Origin of the sequence: Mycolicibacterium iranicum (assembly GCF_002101705.1) — a bacterium.
Taxonomy (GTDB): Bacteria; Actinomycetota; Actinomycetes; order Mycobacteriales; family Mycobacteriaceae; genus Mycobacterium; species Mycobacterium iranicum.
Window position 1 is genome coordinate 1 of the sequence record NZ_LQPC01000015.1, and the last position, 23,057, is coordinate 23,057.

General features: G+C 65.1%; 22 protein-coding genes. 4 read left to right on the plus strand and 18 right to left on the minus strand.

The window, feature by feature from the left end; all coding sequences use genetic code 11:
• Positions 1-73: 73 nt before the first annotated feature.
• Positions 74-505: a type II toxin-antitoxin system Rv0910 family toxin gene (locus AWC12_RS02685; RefSeq protein WP_024445699.1), complete on the plus strand. Its 432-nt coding sequence runs from the start codon at positions 74-76 to the stop codon at positions 503-505.
• Between the two features lie 81 nt (positions 506-586).
• Here AWC12_RS02685 and AWC12_RS02690 read toward each other — a convergent pair whose 3' ends face one another.
• From AWC12_RS02690 to AWC12_RS02735, 11 genes are all read right to left on the minus strand, one after another.
• Positions 587-1,249 carry an NAD(P)H-binding protein gene (locus tag AWC12_RS02690; protein WP_085172224.1) on the minus strand — a complete coding sequence of 221 codons (663 nt, stop codon included), beginning with the start codon at positions 1,247-1,249 and terminating at the stop codon, positions 587-589.
• Positions 1,250-1,254: 5 nt separating this feature from the next.
• Complete coding sequence (locus tag AWC12_RS02695; protein ID WP_085172225.1) at positions 1,255-1,818, minus strand: isomerase; 564 nt, start codon at positions 1,816-1,818, stop codon at positions 1,255-1,257.
• 108 nt (positions 1,819-1,926) lie between these two features.
• Positions 1,927-2,985 (minus strand): NAD(P)H-dependent amine dehydrogenase family protein, encoded by a 1,059-nt coding sequence (locus AWC12_RS02700; protein WP_085172227.1) that lies wholly within the window; start codon positions 2,983-2,985, stop codon positions 1,927-1,929.
• Between the two features lie 34 nt (positions 2,986-3,019).
• A complete protein-coding gene (locus AWC12_RS02705; RefSeq protein WP_085172229.1) occupies positions 3,020-4,237 on the minus strand; it encodes a cytochrome P450 in 1,218 nt (405 codons plus the stop codon).
• Positions 4,237-4,653: a hypothetical protein gene (locus tag AWC12_RS02710; RefSeq protein ID WP_085172230.1), complete on the minus strand. Its 417-nt coding sequence runs from the start codon at positions 4,651-4,653 to the stop codon at positions 4,237-4,239. Before AWC12_RS02710 ends, AWC12_RS02705 begins: the two co-directional genes overlap by 1 nt.
• Positions 4,654-4,668: 15 nt before the next feature.
• Positions 4,669-5,394 carry a hypothetical protein gene (locus AWC12_RS02715; RefSeq protein WP_085172233.1) on the minus strand — a complete coding sequence of 242 codons (726 nt, stop codon included), beginning with the start codon at positions 5,392-5,394 and terminating at the stop codon, positions 4,669-4,671.
• Entirely contained in the window at positions 5,391-5,522 is a 132-nt protein-coding gene (locus AWC12_RS31840; RefSeq protein ID WP_024445692.1) for a hypothetical protein, read from the minus strand. Before AWC12_RS31840 ends, AWC12_RS02715 begins: the two co-directional genes overlap by 4 nt.
• Positions 5,523-5,537: 15 nt before the next feature.
• Positions 5,538-6,344, minus strand: coding sequence for an AAA family ATPase (locus AWC12_RS02720; protein ID WP_085172235.1), 807 nt, complete (start codon positions 6,342-6,344; stop codon positions 5,538-5,540).
• Positions 6,341-7,873: a nitric oxide reductase activation protein NorD gene (locus tag AWC12_RS02725; RefSeq protein ID WP_085172237.1), complete on the minus strand. Its 1,533-nt coding sequence runs from the start codon at positions 7,871-7,873 to the stop codon at positions 6,341-6,343. Before AWC12_RS02725 ends, AWC12_RS02720 begins: the two co-directional genes overlap by 4 nt.
• A gap of 149 nt (positions 7,874-8,022) precedes the next feature.
• Complete coding sequence (locus tag AWC12_RS02730; RefSeq protein ID WP_085172239.1) at positions 8,023-8,625, minus strand: TetR family transcriptional regulator; 603 nt, start codon at positions 8,623-8,625, stop codon at positions 8,023-8,025.
• Between the two features lie 34 nt (positions 8,626-8,659).
• On the minus strand, positions 8,660-9,388 hold the full coding sequence (locus AWC12_RS02735) for a hypothetical protein (RefSeq protein ID WP_024445688.1): 729 nt from the start codon (positions 9,386-9,388) through the stop codon (positions 8,660-8,662).
• 370 nt (positions 9,389-9,758) lie between these two features.
• Here AWC12_RS02735 and AWC12_RS02740 point away from each other — a divergent pair, with 370 nt between their 5' ends.
• Complete coding sequence (locus tag AWC12_RS02740; protein ID WP_085172241.1) at positions 9,759-10,832, plus strand: NAD(P)H-dependent amine dehydrogenase family protein; 1,074 nt, start codon at positions 9,759-9,761, stop codon at positions 10,830-10,832.
• A 163-nt stretch (positions 10,833-10,995) separates the two neighbouring features.
• Here the strand turns inward: AWC12_RS02740 and AWC12_RS02745 are convergent, their stop codons facing one another.
• The gene (locus AWC12_RS02745; RefSeq protein WP_051226586.1) at positions 10,996-11,355 is read right to left on the minus strand and encodes a hypothetical protein; all 360 of its coding nucleotides are present in this window, start codon (positions 11,353-11,355) and stop codon (positions 10,996-10,998) included.
• A 163-nt stretch (positions 11,356-11,518) separates the two neighbouring features.
• On the opposite strand from AWC12_RS02745, the gene AWC12_RS02750 reads away from it, so the two are divergent.
• Together AWC12_RS02750 and AWC12_RS02755 are read left to right on the plus strand one after the other, a co-directional pair.
• Complete coding sequence (locus tag AWC12_RS02750; RefSeq protein ID WP_085172307.1) at positions 11,519-13,726, plus strand: molybdopterin-containing oxidoreductase family protein; 2,208 nt, start codon at positions 11,519-11,521, stop codon at positions 13,724-13,726.
• 88 nt (positions 13,727-13,814) lie between these two features.
• Positions 13,815-14,972, plus strand: coding sequence for a hypothetical protein (locus AWC12_RS02755; protein ID WP_133057302.1), 1,158 nt, complete (start codon positions 13,815-13,817; stop codon positions 14,970-14,972).
• Between the two features lie 7 nt (positions 14,973-14,979).
• On the opposite strand, the gene AWC12_RS02760 is transcribed toward AWC12_RS02755, so the two are convergent.
• The 6 genes from AWC12_RS02760 to AWC12_RS02785 form a co-directional block, all read right to left on the minus strand.
• Positions 14,980-16,749, minus strand: coding sequence for a bifunctional diguanylate cyclase/phosphodiesterase (locus tag AWC12_RS02760; protein ID WP_024445684.1), 1,770 nt, complete (start codon positions 16,747-16,749; stop codon positions 14,980-14,982).
• A gap of 69 nt (positions 16,750-16,818) precedes the next feature.
• A complete protein-coding gene (locus tag AWC12_RS02765; RefSeq protein ID WP_085172245.1) occupies positions 16,819-18,288 on the minus strand; it encodes an acyl-CoA synthetase in 1,470 nt (489 codons plus the stop codon).
• Between the two features lie 124 nt (positions 18,289-18,412).
• Complete coding sequence (locus AWC12_RS02770) at positions 18,413-19,180, minus strand: SDR family NAD(P)-dependent oxidoreductase (protein ID WP_085172247.1); 768 nt, start codon at positions 19,178-19,180, stop codon at positions 18,413-18,415.
• 1 nt (position 19,181) lies between these two features.
• Positions 19,182-20,672 carry an AMP-binding protein gene (locus AWC12_RS02775; RefSeq protein ID WP_085172249.1) on the minus strand — a complete coding sequence of 497 codons (1,491 nt, stop codon included), beginning with the start codon at positions 20,670-20,672 and terminating at the stop codon, positions 19,182-19,184.
• A complete protein-coding gene (locus AWC12_RS02780) occupies positions 20,669-21,412 on the minus strand; it encodes a GntR family transcriptional regulator (RefSeq protein WP_085172251.1) in 744 nt (247 codons plus the stop codon). Before AWC12_RS02780 ends, AWC12_RS02775 begins: the two co-directional genes overlap by 4 nt.
• Positions 21,409-23,016 carry a Vgb family protein gene (locus AWC12_RS02785; protein ID WP_085172253.1) on the minus strand — a complete coding sequence of 536 codons (1,608 nt, stop codon included), beginning with the start codon at positions 23,014-23,016 and terminating at the stop codon, positions 21,409-21,411. Before AWC12_RS02785 ends, AWC12_RS02780 begins: the two co-directional genes overlap by 4 nt.
• Positions 23,017-23,057: the final 41 nt, after the last annotated feature.

Consider the following 23,057-nt stretch of genomic DNA (forward strand, 5'->3'; position numbering starts at 1 on the left):
AGTTTGGCCATGCCCTACGAGGTGGGCGCCGCCGCCGCAGGCCCCGCCGACGGCGCCGCCCACCTCGTAGGGCATGGCCAAACTCTCGGTCTCCGTCGACGTTCCGCTCCCGCCGGAGAAGGCATGGGAAGCCGCGTCGGATCTATCCCGGTACAAGGAGTGGCTGTCCATTCACCGGGTGTGGCGCTCCACGCTGCCCGACGTCATCGAGAAGGGCACCCAGATCGCCTCGATCGTCGAAGTGAAGGGCATGCCGAACCGGGTGCAGTGGACGGTCGTTCACTACAAGCCGCCGGAGGCGATGACCCTCAACGGCGACGGCAAGGGCGGTGTCAAGGTCAAGCTGATGGGCAAGATCAAGCCCAGCGATCAAGGCTCTACCGTCATATTCGACATCCATCTGGGCGGGCCTGCGCTGTTCGGGCCGATCGGCATGGTGGTCGCGTCCGCGCTCAAGGGTGACATCCAGGAGTCGCTGAACCGCTTCAAGGCGGTCTTCTCCTAGATCGCGAGCAGACACGAACTCGCACGATCCCCGCATGGATCGTGCGAGGTTGTGTCTGCTCGCCGTACGGACGATGTCTGATCAGAGCACAAATGCCGCCAGCGCTGCGTCGATCTCAGTCTCGCCGGAGATGACGTCGAACGTCGTGCCCGCGGTCTGCGGTGCATCCAGCACCGCGACCAGCACGGCGGCGACGTCGGCGCGTGGGATGCTGCCGCGGCCGGTATGTTCGGCGATCGTCACTTTCCCGGTGGCATCGTCGTCGGTGAGCTGACCGGGGCGCACGATCGTCGCGAGAAGCTCGGTACGCGAACGGATCACGTCGTCGGCGGCGCCTTTGGCCCGCAGGTAGGTGACGAAGACGTCCTCGTCGTCCTCGACGGGGATGTCGGCGTCGGCGCCCATCGCCGAGATCATGACGTAGCGCTGCACTCCGGCCGCCTCGGCGGCATCGGCCAGCAGGATCGCGGCATCGCGGTCGACCGTCTCCTTGCGCGCGGCGCCGCTACCGGGTCCTGCGCCGGCGGCGAAGATCACCGCGTCCGCTTCGCGCAGATGCGTCGAAACAACGCCGTTGGTGGTGTTCTCCAGGTCGACCACGATCGGCTCCGCACCGGCCACGCGAACTTCATCGGCGTGGTCGGGATTGCGGATGATGCCTGCCACCGAGTCGCCCCGCGCCGAGAGCAGGGCCGAGGTGAGGAGTGCGATCTTGCCGTGCCCTCCGGCGATGACGACGCGCATGCGGCCTACTTTCTTCGTCGCCGCACCAGCTTCGCGAACTCCACTGTCGAGCGGCGCACCGATTCGAACTCGAGCGACAACAACAATGTATCCACCATCGCGAAGGGGAGGGTGGTGGCCACCGCGCCGCGCCCGTATTCGAGGTGCCACGACCCGGGGTGGATGGTCAAACCGCGGGCATGGCCGCGCTCGAGGCAGGTGCGCTCGCCGGGAAGCAGCGGCGGTAGCGGCACCGTGTCGTCGGATTCGAGGTCGTACGAGTCGATCCGCCCGGCCAGCAGAAACTTGTGGATGTCGACATGCTTGTACCTCCCCGAAAAACCCTGTGTGCCGGTGGGAGATCCGAAGATCACGAGGTACTCGCGGGGCGTAAAGTAGAGAAACCGGACTTTTCCGAGGACACCGCCCGCCTTGCTGCCGACCCATCGACCAGGTCCGGGATCGACCAGGTCAGGGTATGCGGCGGCCACCAATTCGACGGTGCGAGGAATCAGCTCACTGCCCACCGGCAGCCCGACGACCTGCTTGACGACGCCATGCAGGACGTTTGGGTCGATCTTGTACTTCATCTTTCGAACTCTAGGGAGCGGCCGGTCACGCCGACGCCGCGGTCAGCGGCCATGGGCAGGTCGCTGTACAGCATGTGGGGCAGTGCGCCGATCATGAGAGGTTCGTCTTCATCCGCGCACCAGCCCGCGGGGTCGGATGAGGCCGAGGTCCAGATGGTTGAGCCATCCCGGCGGTGCGTCACATACGTCGGGAATTGCGTTGATCGCCCCCATGGCCGTCCAGTTGTACCCGGGATGAGTCATGGTTCCGTCGGGTTGCCGCACACCTTTGAGGGTCAGTTCGGTTGGTGGGTCGCCTTCGATCACGATCTCGTAGCGCGTCTCGCCCCAGTCCCACGGTGGGTCAAGACGGTCGGGCGCTGCGGTGAGGTAGACCGCGTGGAAGACGATCAGGGGTTTACCGCCGACCCACGCGGTCCACTCGTGACGCTGCGCGGCGACGGTCCCTGCCGGAATGGCTCCGCCGTCGTGCGGGACGTCCTCGACAGCGGTCGCGATGTCGACGTCAGCGGCCGTCACCTCGTCGATGGTGACGCCGAGGCCGTCGGCAATCATGTGCATGGACTGGGCAAAGAATGGCAAACCGAGCCCGAGGAGCGTTGGCTCGGAAAGGAATTCGTCCTTGTCTTTACCGAAGCCCATCCAGTCGATGTGGTCCGGTGGGGCATCCTTGAGCACGTCGACGACCTCGTATACGTGGATGGTGTCGACGCGGCTCATGACGCGCGCCAGCGTGAGCGGCAGGAGGTCGCCGGCGTAGCCGGGGTGGATGCCGCCGCCGAGGAAGGACGCCCCGCCCTCGTCACAGGCGGCCCGAATCAGTTCGGCGGACTCGCGGAAATCGGGTGAAGGGTGGAAAAAGCCGGCTGTTGTCACGACATTCTTGCCCGATCTCAGCAGCCGGCACACGGTGTCGACGTCCATGATGATCGGCGTGTAGAAGACGCAGTCGGCCTCGAGGGCGATCATGGCGTCGACGTCGTCGGACGCCGCGAGGCCGATCGGCGCGATGCCGGCGATTTGGCCCGCGTCCCTGCCGACCTTGTCCGCACTGTGCACCAGCACCCCGACGAGCTCGTAGGTCGGGTTGTCGGCGAAATGTCGCACACCGACCTGCCCGACATCACCTGTCATCCACTGGATCACTCGATATCGCCGCTCTACCATGGCTTCCTAGCTTGTGGCTGGAGTTCCGCACGGATCATCGTCGCAACCTCGTACCCGGTGTGAAGACGACAGGAACGGAACGGAACCCACGGGTGACGGAGTTGCCGTGGAACTTCGCTTCCGCGCCAGGGGCGAGAGTGAAGTCTGGCATCCGCAACAGCACTCGTTCCAGACCCACCTGAAATTCCAGTCGCGCGAGGTTGGAGCCGAGACACCTGTGCACGCCCGCGCCGAAGCCGAGATGCCGGTTCTCCCTGCGGTCGAGGACGCACCGGCCGGCGTCGGGGAACTGCTGTTCATCGCGGTTGGCGGAGGCGTAGTTGACGATCACCGATTCGCCGGGACTGAACGTACAGCCGCTGAGTTCGACCTCCTTGGCGACGGTACGAGGGATGCCGTGGATCGATCCGGCGAACCGGATGAACTCCTCGACCGCACGGGCGAGAAGTTCGGGTTCGTCGATCAGGCGGTCCCGCTCCGTTGGATTGGTGGCCAGATAGTGATAGGCGAATGACATTGCGCTGGCGGTCGTTTCGAGACCGGCCTGAACCAGCAGCATGGCATTGGAGACGACGTCGCCGAATGACAGCTTCTCGCCGTCGATCTCTGCGGAGAGCAGAACGTCGATCATGTCATCGCGTGACGGTTGCTCCAAGCGGGCGGTGACGGCGTCGCGCAGGTGCTGATACAAACCACCCCACGCCCCCATCCGCGCCTCCTCGGTCGCGCCGTTGAGGGCGGTGTCGGTCAGTTCGACGCACAGCGGAACGTCCTCGACTGGCATACCGAGCAGGTATTTGAAGAACACGATGCCGGGTTGTCGCCAGGCGACCTGGGCGAGGTCGCCGCAGCCATCTTCGATGAAATGGTCGATCAGGCGATCGGTTTCGGCGGCGATCTCCGGGCGCAGGGCTTTCATCCTGGCCGGGGAGAAGTAGGGGTTGAGGACCTTGCGGAACTTCTGCTGCCGTGGCGGGTCGAGGGTGATCACGAGATCACCGGCGAGCTGCTCGGCGCCCTCCGGTGTCGGATTGCTGGAGAAGTGCTCCCAGTCCTGAAGGATGCGCACGCATTCGTCGTAGCGGACCGCGACCCACGCGCCCGCCGGTGTCGCGCTCAGAAACGGTTTGTCGGTTCGGGCGAACGGGGACTTCTCGCGCATGACCGAGTACACGTCGTAGAGGACATCGTTGTCGGTGAAATCGGCGTGGCGCAGATCCCAGTTCTCGGCGTGCTGTTCCGGAGTGAGCATCACGGTGAATTCCCCTGTGCTGCTTCGCGAGCCTCCCTATCTTCATGAATCTTCACCAGTTCCCGGAACCCTATCCGGTTGTACTGGGGCACCGGCTGGATGCCCCACTCGTCCTGTGCGGTGTCCTTGCCCTCGGCGCCCTCGGGCGGGCCGAGCGCCGGGTAGGGCACCTGGCATTCCAGCTTGCCGTCGGAGTACCGGACTTTCAGAAGCTCGCTGCAGATCTCGGTGAGGCTCAGGGTGGGGTAGCCGTAATAGACCGCCATGAACGGCAGCGTGAACGCACCCTCGATGACGAGGGCGACCAGGCACACGAGCACCGCGCGCTTGATCCACTTGTGCATGCGGGCGTAGTACGGCGTGGTGCCGGGGGGAAGGTCCTCGGTCTTCTCCTGTGTGGTCTCTGGCGCAGTCATGGTGTGCTCCTTCAGTCAGTCCGAGAAGATTTCGCGGTTGACGGTGTGCAGGTACGGAATCGCGAGGAAGGGGGTGATGTAGAAGATGTCGTAGAGCCACCAGCCGATGACCGGGAACACGGTGCCGGCGTAGCGCACATCGGCGTACATCGTCATGTTGAACACGTAGAGGCACCAGATGAGCACGCCCATCCAGCAGGTGATGATCATCCACTGGTGGCCCCAGCGCTTCATCTGCAGGAAACCGATCGCTGCGGCGCACCGCATCGCGAACACGGTGAGGATCATGCCGAAGACCATTGACTTCTCGCCCGGCCCCGCCGCGCCGCCGATCCATGCCTCGTTGTAGTGCCAGAAGTAGCCGGCGTCGAACATCGCGCCCCAGCCGACCATCAGCACCCGGTTGATGAGCGTGTGGTTGGCGACCAGGTCAAGGGCCCAACCGAGGCTGTTGAGCATGCCGTCGATCAGCGTCAGGTAGCCGATCAGCGTGACGATCATGGGACGGACGGACAGACCGGCCCGCAGCGCCTGGCGTTGCAACGCGACTCCGCGTAGGAAGATCGGTAGACCGATGATGCCGGGCGCCCACATGCCCATCAGTGCGGCGCCTGCGATCATCCATTTGTCGGCGCGACGTTGAGCTGTGCGCGATTCATCGTGGTGCTCTTCGAGATTGACCGAACCGGACGGGACGCTGGCCTTGATTGTCGACTTCTGCTTCAGCAGAGGGAAATTCACAGCTCCCACCACCCCCGGGCAAAGGACATGTAGAGCTGGATTCCGAACATCGTGAGCAGGTAGCCATAGATGACGATCTGCAGAATGATGAGAGCCTTCTTGCGCTTGCGTTCCTTCTGGTCAACCATGTCGACGATTCCTTCTTAGCGGTTCGGGCTCGGGCTGTCGGCGTCGGCGAGGCAGGCCGCTGCCACTTCGCGAAGACCTTCGGAGATGGCACCGTCACTCGACAGCGGGGCGAGGACGCACGCCTCGGCCGCTTCGAGTTCAGCGGCGCCCGCGGCGATCAGGTGTGCCGCGGTAACAAGGACGCGTGTCGACGGTGGTTCGAAATGGAACGCTTCGTCGGCCGTGCGGATGGCGTTGGCGCACCTCACCAGTCGCTGCGCGCTCGCCAGTCCGATGCCCGCTTCGGCGACGATCACCTCGGATTCGCGATCGGGCGAAAGGTACTGCATCGGCAGGGTGACGAACCGCTGCCGGAACGACGGCTTGAGTTCTTTGAGCGAGCTGCGGTAGGCCGGGTTGTAGGAGCAGACGAGCATGAATGTCTCGGGTGCCTGGACGACCTCGCCGGCACGGTCGAGATACAGGGTGCGCCGGTGATCAGTCAGCGAATGCAGCACCGCCAGCGAGTCGTGCCGGGCCTCCACCACCTCGTCGAGGTAACAGATGGCACCCGCCTTGACAGCACGGGTCAGGGGCCCGTCGGTCCAGGTGACGTCACCGCCCGTCACCATGAATCGTCCCACCAGATCGGAGCTGGTCAGGTCGTCGTGGCAGCTGATCGTCACGACGGGTCGGCTCAGCAGCAGGCCCATGTGCTCGACCAGCCGGGTCTTGCCGCAGCCCGTGGGGCCGGTGAGCATCACCGGCAGACGCTGCCGGTAGGCCTGCTCGAACAGTTGCACCTCACTGCCGTTCGCGAGGTAGATGTCAGAGCTACTCATGCTGCTACCAGCTCCCTGTGCACGTGAGCGAGAACGCGGGGTAGATCTTCGACGCGCCGAATACGTTGAGAACGTTTGGATCCGAACACTTCTGGAAGTGGGTCGACACGCACCGGACCGATGCCGACGTAGTACACGGAGACTCCGGCGTCATTGGCCTCGTCGACGGCGTGTGCGGCGTCCGCCCAGGCGTAGCGCCCCTCGTAGCCTTCGTCGGAAATCAGGCCGTCGCCGATGACGATCAGCAGACGTCGCTCCGAGGGCTGTGCCAGCAGCCTGCTTGTCAGGTGACGCAGCGGGGCGCCGAGGCGGGTGTACCCGGCCGTTGAGAGCCCGAGACTCCCCGGCGGGACAAAGCGCCGATCGGCGAAGTCCTTCAGGCAGTTGACCTCCACGCGGTGGCGGGTGTTCCCGGTGAAGACGAAGATGCCATGGCGCTCGCGCGCCGTTGTCATTGCGCGCGACAGGGCGTCGGCGCAGGCGAGTTCGAGCTTGAAGACCGACCCGCCGTGGACACCCAGCGAGGAACTGCCGTCGAGTAGGAGCGCGGTGGTGACGTCGCGGTTGGCGGGAAGCAACTCACGAAAGATCCGTGGTTCGACGGCTTCTCCGGTGGTCACGTCGATGTAGTGGCCCACGTACTGGTCGACGTCTATATCGGAGCCGTCCTCCAACCGGTTCTTCATCGCGCGGTGGGTGTTCTTCTCGAACCACCTCCGGACATCGACGGCGATGGCACCGGGTTGGCCACCGGAACCGTGGTGGGCACGTTCGAGTACCGCGACGTGGTCTGGCATGAAGCGTTCGGTCCACGCGTTCCATTCCGGGTAGGGGATACCAGGACGGTGGTCCGGGGTGATGTCGAGGTCATTGTCCTGGGGCCGGCTCGGCGGCGGCAGGTTCGGGTTCTTGATGCCCCCGTCGCCGCCGGCGGGAACCGAATGCGGTGCGGGAACACGCTTCTGATTGATCGTCCACGGAAGCCGTCCCAGCGTGCGGCGAAGCTTGTCGGTCAGGCTCTGCGGCGCGGTGTAGCCGCGCGGCAACGTCCCGACGATCGGATGTGACGTCAGGGTTTGGCGGCTGCGCGCCAGTTCGACCGCGCGGTTGAGCATCTCCTTGGCGTCCATGTCGGGATCGGCGACATCGAGATCTGGCAGCAGGCGCCGAAGCTCGGGGAGCAGCCCGGGCCAGTTCGCCGAGACCCATCCGAGGGCGACACCGGCCTCGACGAGCGTGAGCGCGCTCAGCTCCCGTGCTGACAGCTCGTGGATGCGGTACTCGGTGATCCGGTCCTTCGACGGCGAACACTGCAGTGCGACAACGCATGTGAGAGATCGGCGCGTCCAGTCGCGGTCGGGCACGGGGTAGGGCACATGGACGACGTCGAGCAGGGAACTCAAGCCGAAGCCGCGGTGCTGCCCGCTCACGAGATGGGCACCGATCCGGCGCTGACCGCTCAACGCCACCGCGGTGAGCGCGCAACTGCGCTCGATCGCCATGGCGTGCGTGTCGGAGAGTTCAGACATCGCGGTGTGCGTCCTCAGAAGGTGCCGATGTTGGAGAACATCCAGTACCAGAACCAGATGATGAGTCCGGTGCCGCCCCAAGCGGCCACGTAGCGCAATATCTCCCAGATCCAGCCGACCACGTCAATTCCTCTCGTGTTAACGGGTTTTCATCGTTTTTGCAGTCCCCGTCGGGCAGTGATGATCAGATTCCCCAGCATCGCGTCTCGTCCCTCAGCGCTGCCGACGGTGGTCAGCACGCCGTAGATGCCGAGCAGAAAGAAGGCGGCACTGTAGAACGCGTCGACCTCTGGGTGGACCTCGCCGTCTCCACGGGCGCGTTCGATCTCGCGGACGAGCGAGACGACGATCGGATGGTCGGACCACTCGTCCCTGCTGGGTCGCGTCGGTGAAAAATGTAGCGCCAGGAATTCCTTGAACAGCAGCGGGCCGAGTCGCTGCTCCAGCCCGGATATCAGGTCGACGACCTTGGTCAAGGCCGCAGAGAGATCATGCCTTGAATCCAGGAAGCGCGTGAATTCGGCTGCCATGCGGGCTTCTTCGCGTCGCTCCAGCTCAAGGAGTACATGCTCCTTGCTGGGGAAGTGGAAGAAGAACGTGCCGTGGGCGACACCGGCGGCGGAGACGATGGCACTGACATCGGCGCCGGCCATGCCGGCAGCCTGGAACTCGGCGATGGCGGCGCCCAGTATTCGCTCGCGCGTCTGCAGTCGACGCAGTTCGCGCGCCGACGGTTTGACCTGTGGCGCCATCGTCTCCTCCTTCCGTGTCCTTCGATGATTAGAGTCAGTCTGAGAAGATCTCGCGATTGACCGAATGCAGGTACGGGATGGCCAGGAACGGCGTGATGTAGAAGATGTCGTAGAGCCACCAGCCGACGACGGGAAGGACGACACCGGCGAAGCGCACGTCGGCGTACATCGTCATGTTGAAGACATAGAGACACCAGATCACGATGCCCATCCAGCAGGTGATGATCATCCACTGGTGGCCCCAGCGTTTCATCTGCAGGAAGCCGATGGCCGCAGCGATGCGCATCGTGAAGACGGTGAGGATCATGCCGACTTCCATGGCTTTCTCACCCGGACCGGCAGCCCCGCCGAGCCAGAGCTCGTTGTAGTGCCAGAAGTAGCCGGCGTCAAACATTGCGCCCCAGCCGTTCAACAGGATTCGCGCCAGAATGGTGTGGTTGGCGACGAGATCCAGCGCCCAGCCGACGGTGTTGATCGCGGCGTCGATGATGACGAGATATCCGATCAGGGTGACCAGCATCGGACGCACGGAGAGTCCGTCGCGTTGCGCCTTGCGAAGCAGCCACACGCCCCGCAGGAACAGGGGGAGGCCGAAAATTCCGAGGGCTGCGGTGCCGATCAGAAGACTTCCCGAGATCAGCCACTTGTCAGCCTGTCGTTGCGCCCGCTGCGAAGCCTCCATGTGTTCGTCGAGCCCGCTCGCGGACGTCCGCGGGCTGGATGCTGGTTTGCCACGGCCACGTATGAGCGTCGGCAAGTTCATGAAGGCTGACTATAGTCAGTAAATGGTCACAGTCAACGGCTACTCTACGGCGCGTCTTGGCGCCGTGTAGATTCAAATGCATTTTTGTGCAGCAATTATCATGCGAGTATTCCAACTCATGGGGTCACTGCGCTGTCGATATGGTTGACTTAGGTCAGAGTTGGTCGTCAGATGGGCACGGCCGCGACGGGGCGGAACTCATGGCACTGGAACGGTTTTCACTCGACGGCCGACCCGTGTCGCTGGAGAAGACGTTGGAGGCGACGCCGTCGCATCGCCGCCTGGACGACGTCGAGGACCTGGGGAGGCATCGATTCGAACAACTCGCTGCTGCCCATTCCCGACTACTGAGCAGAAACGGTCTCGCGCGATGCACACAGTGGTGCAGTTCTCAACCGGCAACGTCGGCCGGCATTCACTGAAGGCGATCATCGGACGGCCCGATCTGGAACTCGTCGGCGTCCACGCGGCCAGTCCGTCGAAGATCGGTCGCGACGCCGGCCAGTTGTGCGGACTGGACAAACCCACGGGGGTCATAGCGACCGACGACATCGATGCGTTGATCGCGCTGAACCCGGACTGTGTGGTGTACACGGCGCTGGGTGAGACCAGGCCGATGGAGGCCATCGATCAGATGTCGAAGCTCCTCGCGGCGGGCATCAACGTGGTCGGCACGTCGATGGTGTGGCTGGTCACGCCCCGCCAGGCCGACGACTGGCTGCGCGGGCCGCTGGAACAGGCTTGTGCAGCCGGCAATGCATCGCTGTACGTGAACGGTATCGACCCCGGGTATTCGGGAGACACCGCCGTCCACGCTGCGTTGAGCCTGGTAACAAGGGCCGAATCCGTGAGTGTCAAGGAGATTTTCGACTACGGAAACTACGACGACTACGAATACACCGGCACCGCCATGGGTTTCGGGACGACGCCGGAGGATGACCTGCCGATGGCTTTCCTGCCGGGCGTCATCACGTCGATGTTCGGCGGTCTGGTGCGCAACCTCGCAAGCCACCTGGACGTGGAACTGGACGAGGTTCGTCAACGCTACGAGCCCTGGTACACCTCCGAACGCATCGAGTGCACGATGATGACCGTCGAGCCAGGACAGCTCGCCGGAGTACGTTTCGCCGTCGAAGGGGTGCGCGGCGACGTCCCCGTCATCACCGTCGAGCACACCACGCGGCTCACCCCGGCCGCCGCTCCGGAGTGGGAGTACCCACCCGAGGGACAGGCCGGTGTGCACAGGGTCATCGTCGAAGGCGAGCCGCGCATCGAGCTGACCACCCACCTGTCGCACCCCGTCCTCGACGTGACCGACGCCGGCTGTGTCTCGACGGCGGCCCGGGCGGTCAACGCGATCGACTGGGTCTGCCGCGCGCCGGCCGGGATCATTGCCGTCGAGGACATCCCGCCCGTGGCGATGATCCGCGGCCTGATGTGGTGAGCGGCCTCCCGGTCACAACACGGGAAGCAGGCGTCGCAGGATCAGGGCGGACGATGCGGCGACCTGCGCGTGGCAGATTCCGCATCAATGCGCCCGGCAGAACCGGAGAAACCCCGCGGATGCAGCCTCCGGGCATCCGCGGGGTGACCCCTCGTCGAGATCCCTAGCGGGGGCAGGGTCCCGGGAGGAAGAGGCTCCAGCACCAGCCCGGGGGGAGCGGGGGTGTGAAGTAGGGGCCGCCGTCGCCCGGAGGGCCGGGAGGGTTCGGGCCATCCCAGATGTTCTGGGCGACGTTGCCCTGGCCGTGATAGACGATGTAGTAGCTGTGGCAGATGTTGTTATCCCAGATCACGGGGTTGAACTTCTTGTTGCCCGTCTCGACCGGCGGATCGCCGGGGCACCAGGTGAGCGGGCCGGTGGGAGGGGTGCCCGCCTGAGCCACGCCGGCCGACATTCCCAGGCTGCCGATGGCGATGCCGGCCGAGAGCGCTGCTCCCGCGATTGCGCGCTTGATGGTGTTCATGTCTGTTCCTCCTGCTGCTGCGCCACTCGTGCGGCGCCGATGGGACAAGTGAAGGCGGAGCAACGAGCTACCGATCCCAATTTCTCGGTGGCGCTCATGTCATCGATGACGTTCCGCGCGATTGGCACCCGCCATGCTGTGCAGTCGCTTAGCATGGCGGACCATGCCCCACTCAGCCACCCAGCCCGGTATCTGCCGAATCTGTTCGGCGCACTGCGGCGTCCTCGCCACGGTGACCGACGGGCGGCTGACCAAGGTGGCCGGTGATCCGGACAACCCGATGTTCAAGGGCTACACCTGCATCAAGGGCCGGGCGCTGCCCGAAATCCACAACAACCCCGCTCGGCTCCTGCACAGTCAGAAGCGACAGGCCGACGGCAGCTACGCCAGAATCGTCTCCGAGCGGGCGATGGACGAGATCGCCGCCAGGTTGCAGCAGTTGATAGCCGAACACGGACCGCGGTCGGTGGCGATGTACCTCGGTACCAATGGACTGCCGTATCCGGCCTCGGCACTGATGGGCAACGCCTTCATGCGCGGCATCGAATCGCCGATGTTCTTCACCGCGAACACCATCGATCAACCCGGAAAGCAGATCGCCCTGGCAGCGCACGGCCACTGGCTCGGCGGCGACATCGACTTCAACGAGGCCGACAGCTGGATGCTTGTCGGGACGAACCCGTTGGTGTCCAAAGCGATCGGCATCCCTGGGCAGAACCCGTCGCAAAACCTCAGGGCGGCAATCGATCGCGGCATGAAGCTGATCGTCATCGATCCGCGACGGTCGCAGACCGCGGCCCGGGCCGCCATCCACCTCCAGCCGCGGCCCGGCGAGGACGTGACCATTCTGGCCGGCATCATCAACATCATCATCGGTGAGCAGTGGCACGACCGCGACTTCATCGACGAGAACGTCGCAGGCTTCGACGACCTGGCCCGCGCGGTGGTCGGTTTCACCCCCGACTACGTGGCGCGACGCGCCGATGTGCCGAAAGCTCAGCTCCTGGAAGCGGCAAGCGTTTTCGCGACCTACGGTACCAAGCGCGGGATGGTCAACGCCGGCACCGGCGCCAATTTCGCGATGCACGGGAACCTGCTCGAATACCTGTGTCTTTGCCTGACGACGATCTGCGGTCGATGGCAGCGCGCCGGTGAACGGGTGACGCGGCCGAATACCCTTTTGCCGGCGTTCACGGCGAAAGCGCAGGCGCATCCACCCTACGAGGGCTGGGGCTACGGCGAGCGACTCCGTGTGCGGGGGCTGACCGACACAGTGAGTGGCATGCCGACCGCCGCGCTCGCCGACGAGATCCTGCTGGAAGGCGACGGGCAGGTCAGGGCATTGATCTGCATCGGCGGTAATCCAATGGCGGCCTGGCCCGATCAACGCAAGACGCACCGGGCTCTGGAAAGCCTGGACCTTCTGGTGACCCTCGACACCGAGATGTCGTTGACCTCGCAGCTCGCCGACTACGTGATCGCGCCCATGATGCAGATGGAAACCCCGGCGATGACGATGGGCAGTGAACTCATCAAGTACTACACCAGTGGAACCGGAATCCCGGCGGCCTACGGGCAGTATGTGCCGAGAATTGTTGACCCGCCCGAGGATTCAGACTTGATCGAGGAGTGGCTATTCTTCCTCGGTCTGGCCAGGCGGATGGATCTGGAGTTGTGGTTCGTGAACTTCTTCGGCGGCGGCGGCGGGCGGTTCATGGAGTCGCCCCCGATCGTGCTGCAGATGAACGGCGAGACCGCACTCACCACCGAAGACCTGTTCGCGCAGATGTGCGCCACGTCGCGCATCCCTCTCGGCGAGGTGCGCAAGCATCCGCACGGCAAGATCTTCGACGTCGACGTAGTCGTCGCCGAACGCGACCCGGACTGTTCGGACAAGCTGGACGTCGGGAACATCCACATGCTGGCCGAAGTGGCCGCCGTCCGTGCGGAGGATTTTCTCTCCGAGCGATCCGACTCCGCGTTCCCGTTTCGATTGATTCCGCGACGGCACCAGAATTTCATGAATTCATCAGGTACTGCGCTCGCCGCGCTGAACCGAGGCAAGCCCTACAACCCGGTGTACATGCATCCGGACACCGTCAACGCACTGGGACTCGAGTCCGGCGATTCGGTGCGCGTCACGTCGAATCACGACAGCGTACCTGCGGTCCTGGAAGCCGATGACACGCTGCGCCGCGACGTCGTGGCCATGCATCACGCGTTCGGTGGGATGCCCGCCGAGGACGGCAACTTCCGCGAGCATGGGACGAACGTCGGCCGACTGGTGCCCACCGACGTCGACTACGACGCCATCACAGGTTTGCCACGTCAAGGCAACATCGCTGTCGCGGTAACCCGGCTGACCGAGTGACGCCCCTGTGATCGGCGACCCCGCTGGCTCTTTCAGCTAAAGTGCGCTGACGGCCCGCGTCGGGCGCGAAGATCTCGGGGGGTTGCAGGTGAGTTCAGCCGGCCCGGTCGCTGGACCGGATTCGGAACGCTGGTTTCTGGAGCGCGGCCTTCCGTCGGTGATCGGGCGACGCGGCCGCTGGCGTCACGTGCTCAGCCGGTCAGCGCCCGTGCTCGCCGGGTGGGCTGTGCTGATGGTGATGAGTTTCTTCGTCATGTGGGCGTCGGGGGGCACCGACGTCGACACCGACGACGACACCGGCGTCCTCGCGCTGCTCGCCGTGGTCGTGTTGTTCCTCATCGTTCCTGCTGTCGTCGCCGTCATCTGGGCCGTATCGCGGATGACCAGCACCGCGGGACGGAGGATCGTCGCGGCGGTGTCGATCGTCGCGGGCGTGTTCGCGGACTTCTATCAGGACGACCCTCTGGATGCGTTGTCGGACTTCGCAACTGACGCCGCGGCGATCGGCGCCATCATCCTCGCCACCGGACTGGGGCTCGGCGCTATTGCGGGGTGGGCGCTGCGTACCACGGCGCGGCACTTCACATCTGCGACCCGCTTGCTGTTCCGCGCACTGCCGGTGGTGCTGCTGACGATCCTGGTGTTCTTCAACTCGCCGCTGTGGACGATCTCGTCCAACCTCGACGGTCTGCGAGTCGGGCTGATGGTGCTCTTCCTGGGGGCAGTGGCGACCTCGTATCTGATCGCGGGCCTGCTCGACTCGGTCAGACCGCTGATGTGGGGCTCCCAATCGAACTCGGACTCCGATGCACCCGCCCAGCGTCGACCGCTGACGCTGACAGAGAGGGTGAACGTCGTTGTGGTGGCAGCCGTTTCGCAGATCATCCAGGCGGTGTCCATCGCCGTGGTCATCGGTTCGCTGTACCTCGTGCTCGGCCTGATCGTCATGAACGCGGCCAACGTCAATCATCTGACGGGCGGCGGGCCCACCCAGGGGGTCTGGTTGGGGGTGACGATTCCGGCGCCGCCTGCCCTGATCCGTGTCGTGGTCTTCCTGATGGCGTTGACCTACATGTACATCTGCGCGCGTGCGGTCGGCGACGGCGAGTACCGGTCCGGGTTCCTCGACCCACTATTGGCCGATCTCCGTGCCGCGCTCGACGCGCGCGACCGTCTGCTCGCCGAACGCCCCGGCCGCAGAGGCGCGCCGGCGACCGCCGAGGACGCAGACCCCGATCCCGCCTGAGCGCATCTCACGATCTGTCGCGCGCGACGACACTGACGACGTCCTCGCGGGTCTGTGCCCTGCCGAAGTAGAAACCCTGCGCCATGGTGAATCCCGTGCCGCGCAGCACGTTTGCCTCGTGCGCGGTCTCAACACCCTCGGCGACGATCGGAAGACCGAGCGCGTCGGCGAGCCCCGCCACGGCGTGCAGCAAAGGTGGCGCGGAGGACGATGCCGAGCTGATGGACGCGATGAACGAGGCATCGAGCTTGAGAAGGTCGGTCGGCAGTTTCTGGAGCCTGCTCAGCGATGAGTACCCGGTGCCAAAATCGTCGATGGCGATCCTGATGCCGTGCGTCCGAAGTTCGTGCAAAGCAAGGATCGACGATGGCCTGTCGACGTCGATGACGGTCTCGGTTACCTCGAGGACGAGCTGGGTGGGCGGCCATCCGGTTGATGCGAGCGTTTCCAGCACCCGGTCCACGTAACCCTTCTCCACCAGTTCGAGCCCGGAAACGTTGACGCTCAGCGACAACCGCAGGTGAGGCGTGTTCTGCTGCATCCAGAGGGCGTCGATACACGCGTGCCGCAACACATACTGATCGAGCTCTGAGATCAGATCGTTGTCCTCGGCGACCCGGATCACTTCCCCGGCTTGCAGGTCGGAGCCGTGGGCCGGCTCCCACCGCAATAACGCCTCGACACCGACGACAGCGTCCCCTTCCGACAGGCGGACGATGGGCTGGTATCGGACGCCGATCGTGCCCGCTGCAAGTGCGTCGCGCAGCTGTACCGCGAGCGTCGGCAGGTGGGCGGACTCCAGCATCGTGCGGTTGCGTCCGATCGACTTAGCCCGTCGCAGGGCAACATCGGCGCGTTTGAGGACGGGGCCAAGGGGTTCGCCGATGTCCCACTTGCTCACCCCTGCAGAGAACTCCTGCGATGTCGCGCTGCGCAGTCGTTGCGTGAGGGACAGCGCATCCTGCTCGGTCGCCGCGGGCAGCATGAGAATGAACTCGTCGTTGCTCCGCCGCGCGATGACCTGCTCAGGTTCGAGCAGGTTCTGCCACGACGCGACCAATTGCTGCATCAACTCGTCGCCCGCGCGGGACCCGAATTCCTCATGGATGGACGCGTAGCTGTCGACGCAGATGAGGATCACTGCCGGACCGGATTCAACGGAGTGCGCCCGCGCGATCTCCGCGGCCATCACGCGGTCGAATCCGCGCCGATTGGGCACCCCTGTCGCATCGTCGAGTTCTGCCCTGGAAACACTGTGACCCAGGATGATGATCAGGGTTCCGATCGCCACGGTGCACGCGGACGTGAAGAAGCCCGCCCACCACGGCGTCCCCGGTGTGAGGGCGATAGCCGTCATGCAGGAGATGATCGCGATCGCAAGATAGACCATTGCGGTGGGCCACGCGACGAAGAACGCCCCGCAGGCGATGAAGATGTAGAGCGTAGCGATCGACACCGCGGCAGTGGGACTCGAAGCGAGGACACACATCGTGATCATCGCGGCCGCCGCGACGACGATGATGTGCAACTGCTGGTGCGTGACGCGGCTACCCCGCCACAGGATGAAGAGCCCCATCGAGGTGGCGATCGCCGCGTTGACGTACTGGACGGCGGAGTTGTCGAAATAGTCGGGTGCCAATGTGGTCACGAGCGCGACGAGGATGCCGCCGAACACCAGGCATGAACCAGCGGTCCGGGCCCACAACACCGATGTTGCGATTCCCGGCCACATTTGCGCGCGCTTGACTGCGGCCCAGCCGGCCCGCACCCCACCCACGCGGCCATGATAGCCCTGCTGGCGACGTAGTTGCAGGTATTGCACGTTCGAGCTCCGTGTCAGACCGGGCTATCCGAGCCGGGCGCGCAGCTCCCGTTTGAGCACCTTGCCGTAGCTGTTCTTGGGCAGCTCGTCGACGAATTCGTACCGCTTCGGCCGTTTGAATCTCGCGATCCGTTCCAGCAGGTGCGCGTCGAGTTCGGCGGCGGAGACCTGTCCCACGACGAAAGCGACGACCACCTCGCCCCACTCCTCGTCGGGGGCGCCGACCACACCTGCCTCCACCACGGCTGCGTGTTCGAGAAGCGCTTCTTCCACTTCGCGGGGATAGATGTTGCTGCCGCCGCTGATCACCACGTCCTTGGACCGGTCCCGCAGCGTCAGGTATCCGTTCGCGTCGAATGATCCCATGTCGCCGGTGCGAAGCCACCCGTTCCGGAGCGCGGCTTCGGTCGCCGACGGGTTCCTCCAGTACCCGGACATCACCACGTCGCCGCGGCACACGATCTCGCCGATTTCGTCGATACCTGCCGGCGCACCACCGGGACCCAGCACGGCGACGTCGACACCCGACCGCGCATACCCGACCGAACCGAGCACTGCGTCCGGGGCGTCCTCGTGGTCCTGGCGTCGCAACCCGGTGATCGTCATCGGCGACTCACCCTGTCCGTACAACTGCACGAAAATCGGCCCGAATGCGGCCATCGCCTTCTTCAGGCTCTCGACGTACATCGGTCCACCGCCGTAGACGATCGTGTCCAGGTTGGCCGGGCGGGCCCGCCCGGTCTGCACCAGGCGTGCGACCATCGTCGGCGCGAGGAACGCACTGCAACCAGGATGGCGCTCGCACAAATCGAGGAACTCGTCAGGATCGAACGCGCCGGACGCCGGCACCACCTGACGGGCACCGCGCAAAACGTACGGCGGCACGTACAAACCCGAGCCGTGTGACATCGGGGCGCCGTGGATGAGGCTGGAGTTCTCGTCGGGGGAGTCGAAGTCCGCGAGATGCGCGACGGTCATCGCCAGGAGGTTGCGGTGCGAAAGCATCGCTCCCTTCGACTTCCCCGTGGTGCCGCTGGTGTAGAACAGCCAGGCCAGCAGAGCCGGCTCGGTATTCCGCGGCACCGTCAACGATTCAGCGCGGCAACGGTTTTCGTACTCCGTTGAAGCGATGATCTCGATGGGTACCGACGTCTCCGATGCCAGTTTGGCGGCGATCTTGGGCGACGTGAACACGCGGCCTGCGCCGGAGTCCTCGAGGATCTGCTCCATCTCGCGCGGATGCAGCTTGAAATTGATTGGCACGAAGACACATTCGGCAGCCCAGATCGCGAACATGAGCTCGATGATCTCCGGCCTGTTCTCGCTGGCCACCGCGATGCGGGCGCCCGGGCCGAACTCTCGGAACGAGCCCGCCAGACGCAAGGCCCGCTCACGCAGCGATGCCCACGTATGCACCTGTCGCTCACCGTGATACACCGCGCCGCGGTCGCCGTGGCGGGCCGCGGTCTGGTCGAGTAGCGCGAACAGATTCACAGTTGTCCGTTCTTCGCGCAAGCGCTCATCACTGCTGTCTGTTCTTCGCGCAAGCGCTCATCACTGCTGTCTGTTCTTCGCGCAAGCGCTCATCACTGCTGTCTGTTCTTCGCGCAAGCGCTCATCACCGCCGCTCCACCCATTCGCTGTTCAACGCGAAGTCGGAGAGGTACTTCGTCGAGCTCCAGCCACCATCGACCACGATCGTCTGTCCGTTAATGAAGCTGCCGCCCTCAGAGCACAGGAAGGCGACGGTGGATGCGATGTCCTCGACGCGGCCGAGTCGTTGATGCGGCGTCATCTCGGTGTTGACCTTGCGGAAACGCTCGTCTTCGAGCCGGGACGCCACCATCGGAGTCAGGGTGACACCGGGAGCCACTGCGTTGCAACGGATTCCTAGCGGACCGTACTGGCAGGCGATGTGCGTCGTCAGCGACGTCAGTCCGCCTTTGGCCGCGGAGTAGGCGCCGCCGCGCAACCCGCCGACGACCGCGAATGTCGAAGTGACGTTGATGATGGCCGACCCCGGCTGCATGTGCCCGATCACGTCGCGGGCCAGCCGGAACGGTGCCCGCAGCATCACGCCGAGGAAATGGTCGAGCATCTCGTCGTCGGTCTCGTGCAGGGGTTTGGGGCTGCCGATCCCGGCGTTGTTGACCAGGAAGTCGATGCGGCCCCAGCGCTCGACGGCGGCGTCGACGATCCGCTTGGGCGCATCGTCGTCGGTCAGATCCACCGCCAGTGTCGCGATCCGGTCGGACTGCTTCTCCAACTCCGCGAGCCGGCCGGCATCGCGTCCCGTGCCCAGCACCGCCATACCTTGCTCGGCAAGCATTGTGGCGCAGCCGAATCCGATACCGCTGCTGGCTCCGGTGACGATCGCTACCAACATGTCACGACTCCTTCGACAGTCCGGTTTTGAGGGCATGCTTGAGCACCTTGCCCGCATCGTTCTTCGGAAGCGCGTCGATGCACACCACTTGCTCGGGGGCCTTGAACTTTGCGACGCCGTGCCCCAACAGGAATTCCCTCAGTTCTGTCACGTCCGGCGCGGGTGACCCGGCGGCGACGATTGCCGCGACAGCCCGTTCACCTGTGCGCTGATCGGGGACGCCGACGACGGCGACCTCCGCGACCCCCGGGTGCGTGACGAGGATGTCCTCGACCTCTTTGGGCGAGATGTTCTCGCCGTTGCGGATGATGATGTCCTTGGCGCGGCCCGTCACCACGAGATAGCCGTCGTCGGTCCAGCGACCGAGATCTCCGGTACGGAAGTAGCCGTTATCGTCGAATGCGTCCCGGGTGTCCTCAGCGTGCAGGTACCCGGCCAGCATCTGCGGTCCACGGGCGCGGATCTCGCCGTCCACCAGGGTCACGTCTGCGATCCCCGGACGCCCGTCGGTCTCGGCCGCACGGTGCGCGTCGTCCGGCGACCCGACGGTGGTGACCGGCACCTCTGTCGACCCGTAGACCCGGGTGACGACGGCGCGGTCGAAATAGTCTGCGGCACGGCGGATCAACGACGGCGGCACCGAGGCTCCGCCGCAGATGAACACCTTCAGATCGGGAAGACGCGTGCCCCGGTTCTGCGCTGCAGCCAGCAGGCCGGTGAGAAACGGCGTTGCGCCGGCCATGTGCGTGCAGTGGTGTTCGAGCATCAGCGTCACCGCGGCGTCGGCCTCCCAGCGCTCCATCAGGACGGCCTGGGTGCCGAGCAGCAGCGGGCATTCGAACGCATAGATGGACCCGCCGATATGCGCTATCGGCGAGGGCACCAGGAAGGTATCCCCCGGATCGATGCGCCAGTACCTGCCGAGTTGCGCGATTAGTGCATGAAGCGAAGCGTGCGTGTGCAGAACGCCTTTGGGTCGTCCGGTGGTGCCGGATGTGTACATGATCATGCGAGTCGCACCGGGATCGAGTGTCGGCAATGGACCCTCGCAGTGTTCGTCGAGCAGGTCCGCAAAGGCGGTGGACCCGCCGCGCAGGGTGACCACCTCGGGCGGGTTCGGCAGGCCCGCGACGATCCTGTCCAGCATGGCGGCGTAGTCGTGGCCGCCGAACGTCTCGGGGATGAAGATGGCTCGGCTGTCGGCATCGGCGAGGATGAATCTCAGCTCATGGTCGCGTAGCGACGGCAGGATCGGGTTGACGACCATGCCGGCCAGCGTCGCACCTAGGTAGACGACCGCGGCCTCATGCCAGTTCGGGACCATGAACGAGACCACGCTGCCCACCGGCATCCGTCGAATGAGCCCGTGGGCCAGGCCGGTCGCCCGGTCGAGCAGGGTTGCACAGTCCAATGCGATGTCACCGTCGCGTACCAGGATTCGGTCCGGCGTCGTCGCGGCCGCCTCATGCAGCGCCTCGGCCAGCGTGCTCACAGGGAGTCCCTGACCCTACGCATCGTCATCGCATGCCGGAACCTCGACGACGGATGCGTGTTGACAGTCACCTGCGCGATCTCGCCGTCGGACGTCGTGTAGGTGCGCTGCAATTGGAGTGCGGCCGAGCCCGGTTGGCTGGCGAGGCGCTGCGCCAACTCCGCTGAGACCACCACGGCGGAGATCTCCTGGTGCACCTCGACCACGCTGACGCCGAACAGGTCCTCGATCAGCGGGAAGATCGGCCCGCTGTGGCGTTGCAGCAAGCGGCCCACCGCGGCGAAGCTGCGGTTGATGAAGTATTCGGTGCGACAGATCGGCGCCGCGGTGTCGTCGGCGCGCCGAAATCCGCTGACGGCCAGCCACTCTGTGCCCGAGGGCAGGCCAGTGCGGTCAGCGAGCGTCTCGTCGACGGTGATCATCGCGTTGGTCTCGATCGCAAAACGCGCGCCCTGCGCGAAGGCCAGCAGGTCGTCGATCGACATGACGTCCTGGGCGTAGGAGTTGGTGCTGGGGCGGGGCACCACCAGTGTTCCTGCTCGCGGCTTGGACGCGATGAGGTTGTCGTCGCGCAGGCGGCGCAGAGCCTCGCGAATGGTATAGCGGCTGACCGCAAATCGCTCGCACAGTTCGTGCTCGGTGGGCAGCTGGGAGCCGACCGGGTACACCCCGTCGACGATCTCCTTGCGCAGGGCGCGCGCCACCTGAAGATAGCGGTGATCACCCGCCGTGGTCGTCATGTCCGGCGAACCGCCAGCACGCTGCCCTCGCCGTCGGCCGAGACGTAGAGCGTGCCATCGGGTCCCGACGTGATCCCCGCGAATGGCCCCTGCGGACCGGAGAACGGCTCGATTCCTTTGAGCGGCTTCGGGGTGACTCCCGGCGGGGAACCGATCGCGAGCCCGGTGGCAATCACAGTGCGGTGGCCCGTCGTCAGGTCGACGCCGAGCACCTCTTTGGCGCCTGCATCGACGATGTAGAGGGTTCCGTCGTCGACGGTGAGGCCCTGCGGGGTGTCGAGACCGTCGACCACGGTCTCGACACCCGAGCGGGAAAGTCGCACCACCCTGCCTGCCGCGGACTCGGCGACCAGCGGTGCGCCGTCGGGACCGAACACGACTCCCGACGGCTCGGCAAGCCCGTCGGCGAGCACTTCGGCCGACGTGCCCCGCAGGCCGTGCACGCGTCCGGCTCCAAGCTCGGCGAACACAATTTGGCCGTCACCGCTGACGGCGACGCCATAGAGCTGATCGTAACCTGTTGCCAGATAATCAGTCTCGCCACCGGGGCGGTACTTCCCGACCTGGCCGAGCGAGGTCGTGCAGACGAAGTGTCCGTCGCCGGTCGCGGCAAGGCCACGCATGTAACCGGGATAACCGGGAGTGAACAACATCGCCACCGCTTCGCGCGTGCCGTCGGAGTCGAGCGCATAGAAGTAGGTGCCGTCGGCGATGTAGAGCCTGCCGTCCTGACCCACCGCGAGACCGTGGGGCCAGTTGAATCCGCCGGGCAAGAGCGTCCGCGTCTCACCGCCGCCGAGAACCTCGGTGATCTCACCGGTGAAGTTGGACACGAACAGCCGGCCGTCGAGGATCGTCAGGTTGTCCAGGCCCGGGGTCAGTTGAGCCAGAACGGTTTTGGCGCCCGTTCGAGGATCGATGCGCAGCACCTGCCCACTGGCGACCTGGGTCGAGACGATGAAGCCCTGGGCGTCGAACTTCACCGAGTCGGGCACGCCGAGCTCCGTGGCGACACGCTCGGGCTCCCCGCCGTTGAGACCGACCCGCCAGATCTCATTCGCGGTCATCACCGGGAAGTACAGCAATCCGTCGGGGCCGACTTCCATCGCGTTCGGCGACGGCAGGTTCTCCAGGAGCACGCGGGGCGGTCCGCCACCGAGGTCGAATTCCATCAGGCGGCCGCCTTCGCGGCACTCGTTGACGAACAATCTGCCCTGATATGTCGTGATGCCGTTGGCCGCTGGGATGTCGTCACGCAGTACCCGCGTCCGGCCAGCGGTGTCGCGGGCACTGACGCGGCCCTCCATGTATTCGGTGGCGTAGAGGTTTCCGGCGGGGTCGAAGGCCAGGTCGTCGGGGGTGACGATGTCACCGCCTTTAGGGCTGATCGTCTCGATCGTTCCCGTCGCGATGTCCAGCGCGCTGATCTGGCTGCCCGTCACCTGGGCGATGTACATCCGCCCATCGGGGCCCGTCCGGAGGCCGTTGGCCCCGAACAGACGGCTCGGTGGAGTGAGGTGCTCCACGCGCCAGCCCTCAGCGGCCGACGGATCGGCCGGGGTGTACCTGGCTGACGGCAGCTGCGCCGTCGTGCGCGGTGTCATGGATCCGGACGTTAGCAAGACGTTCTAGTCCAGACAATAGT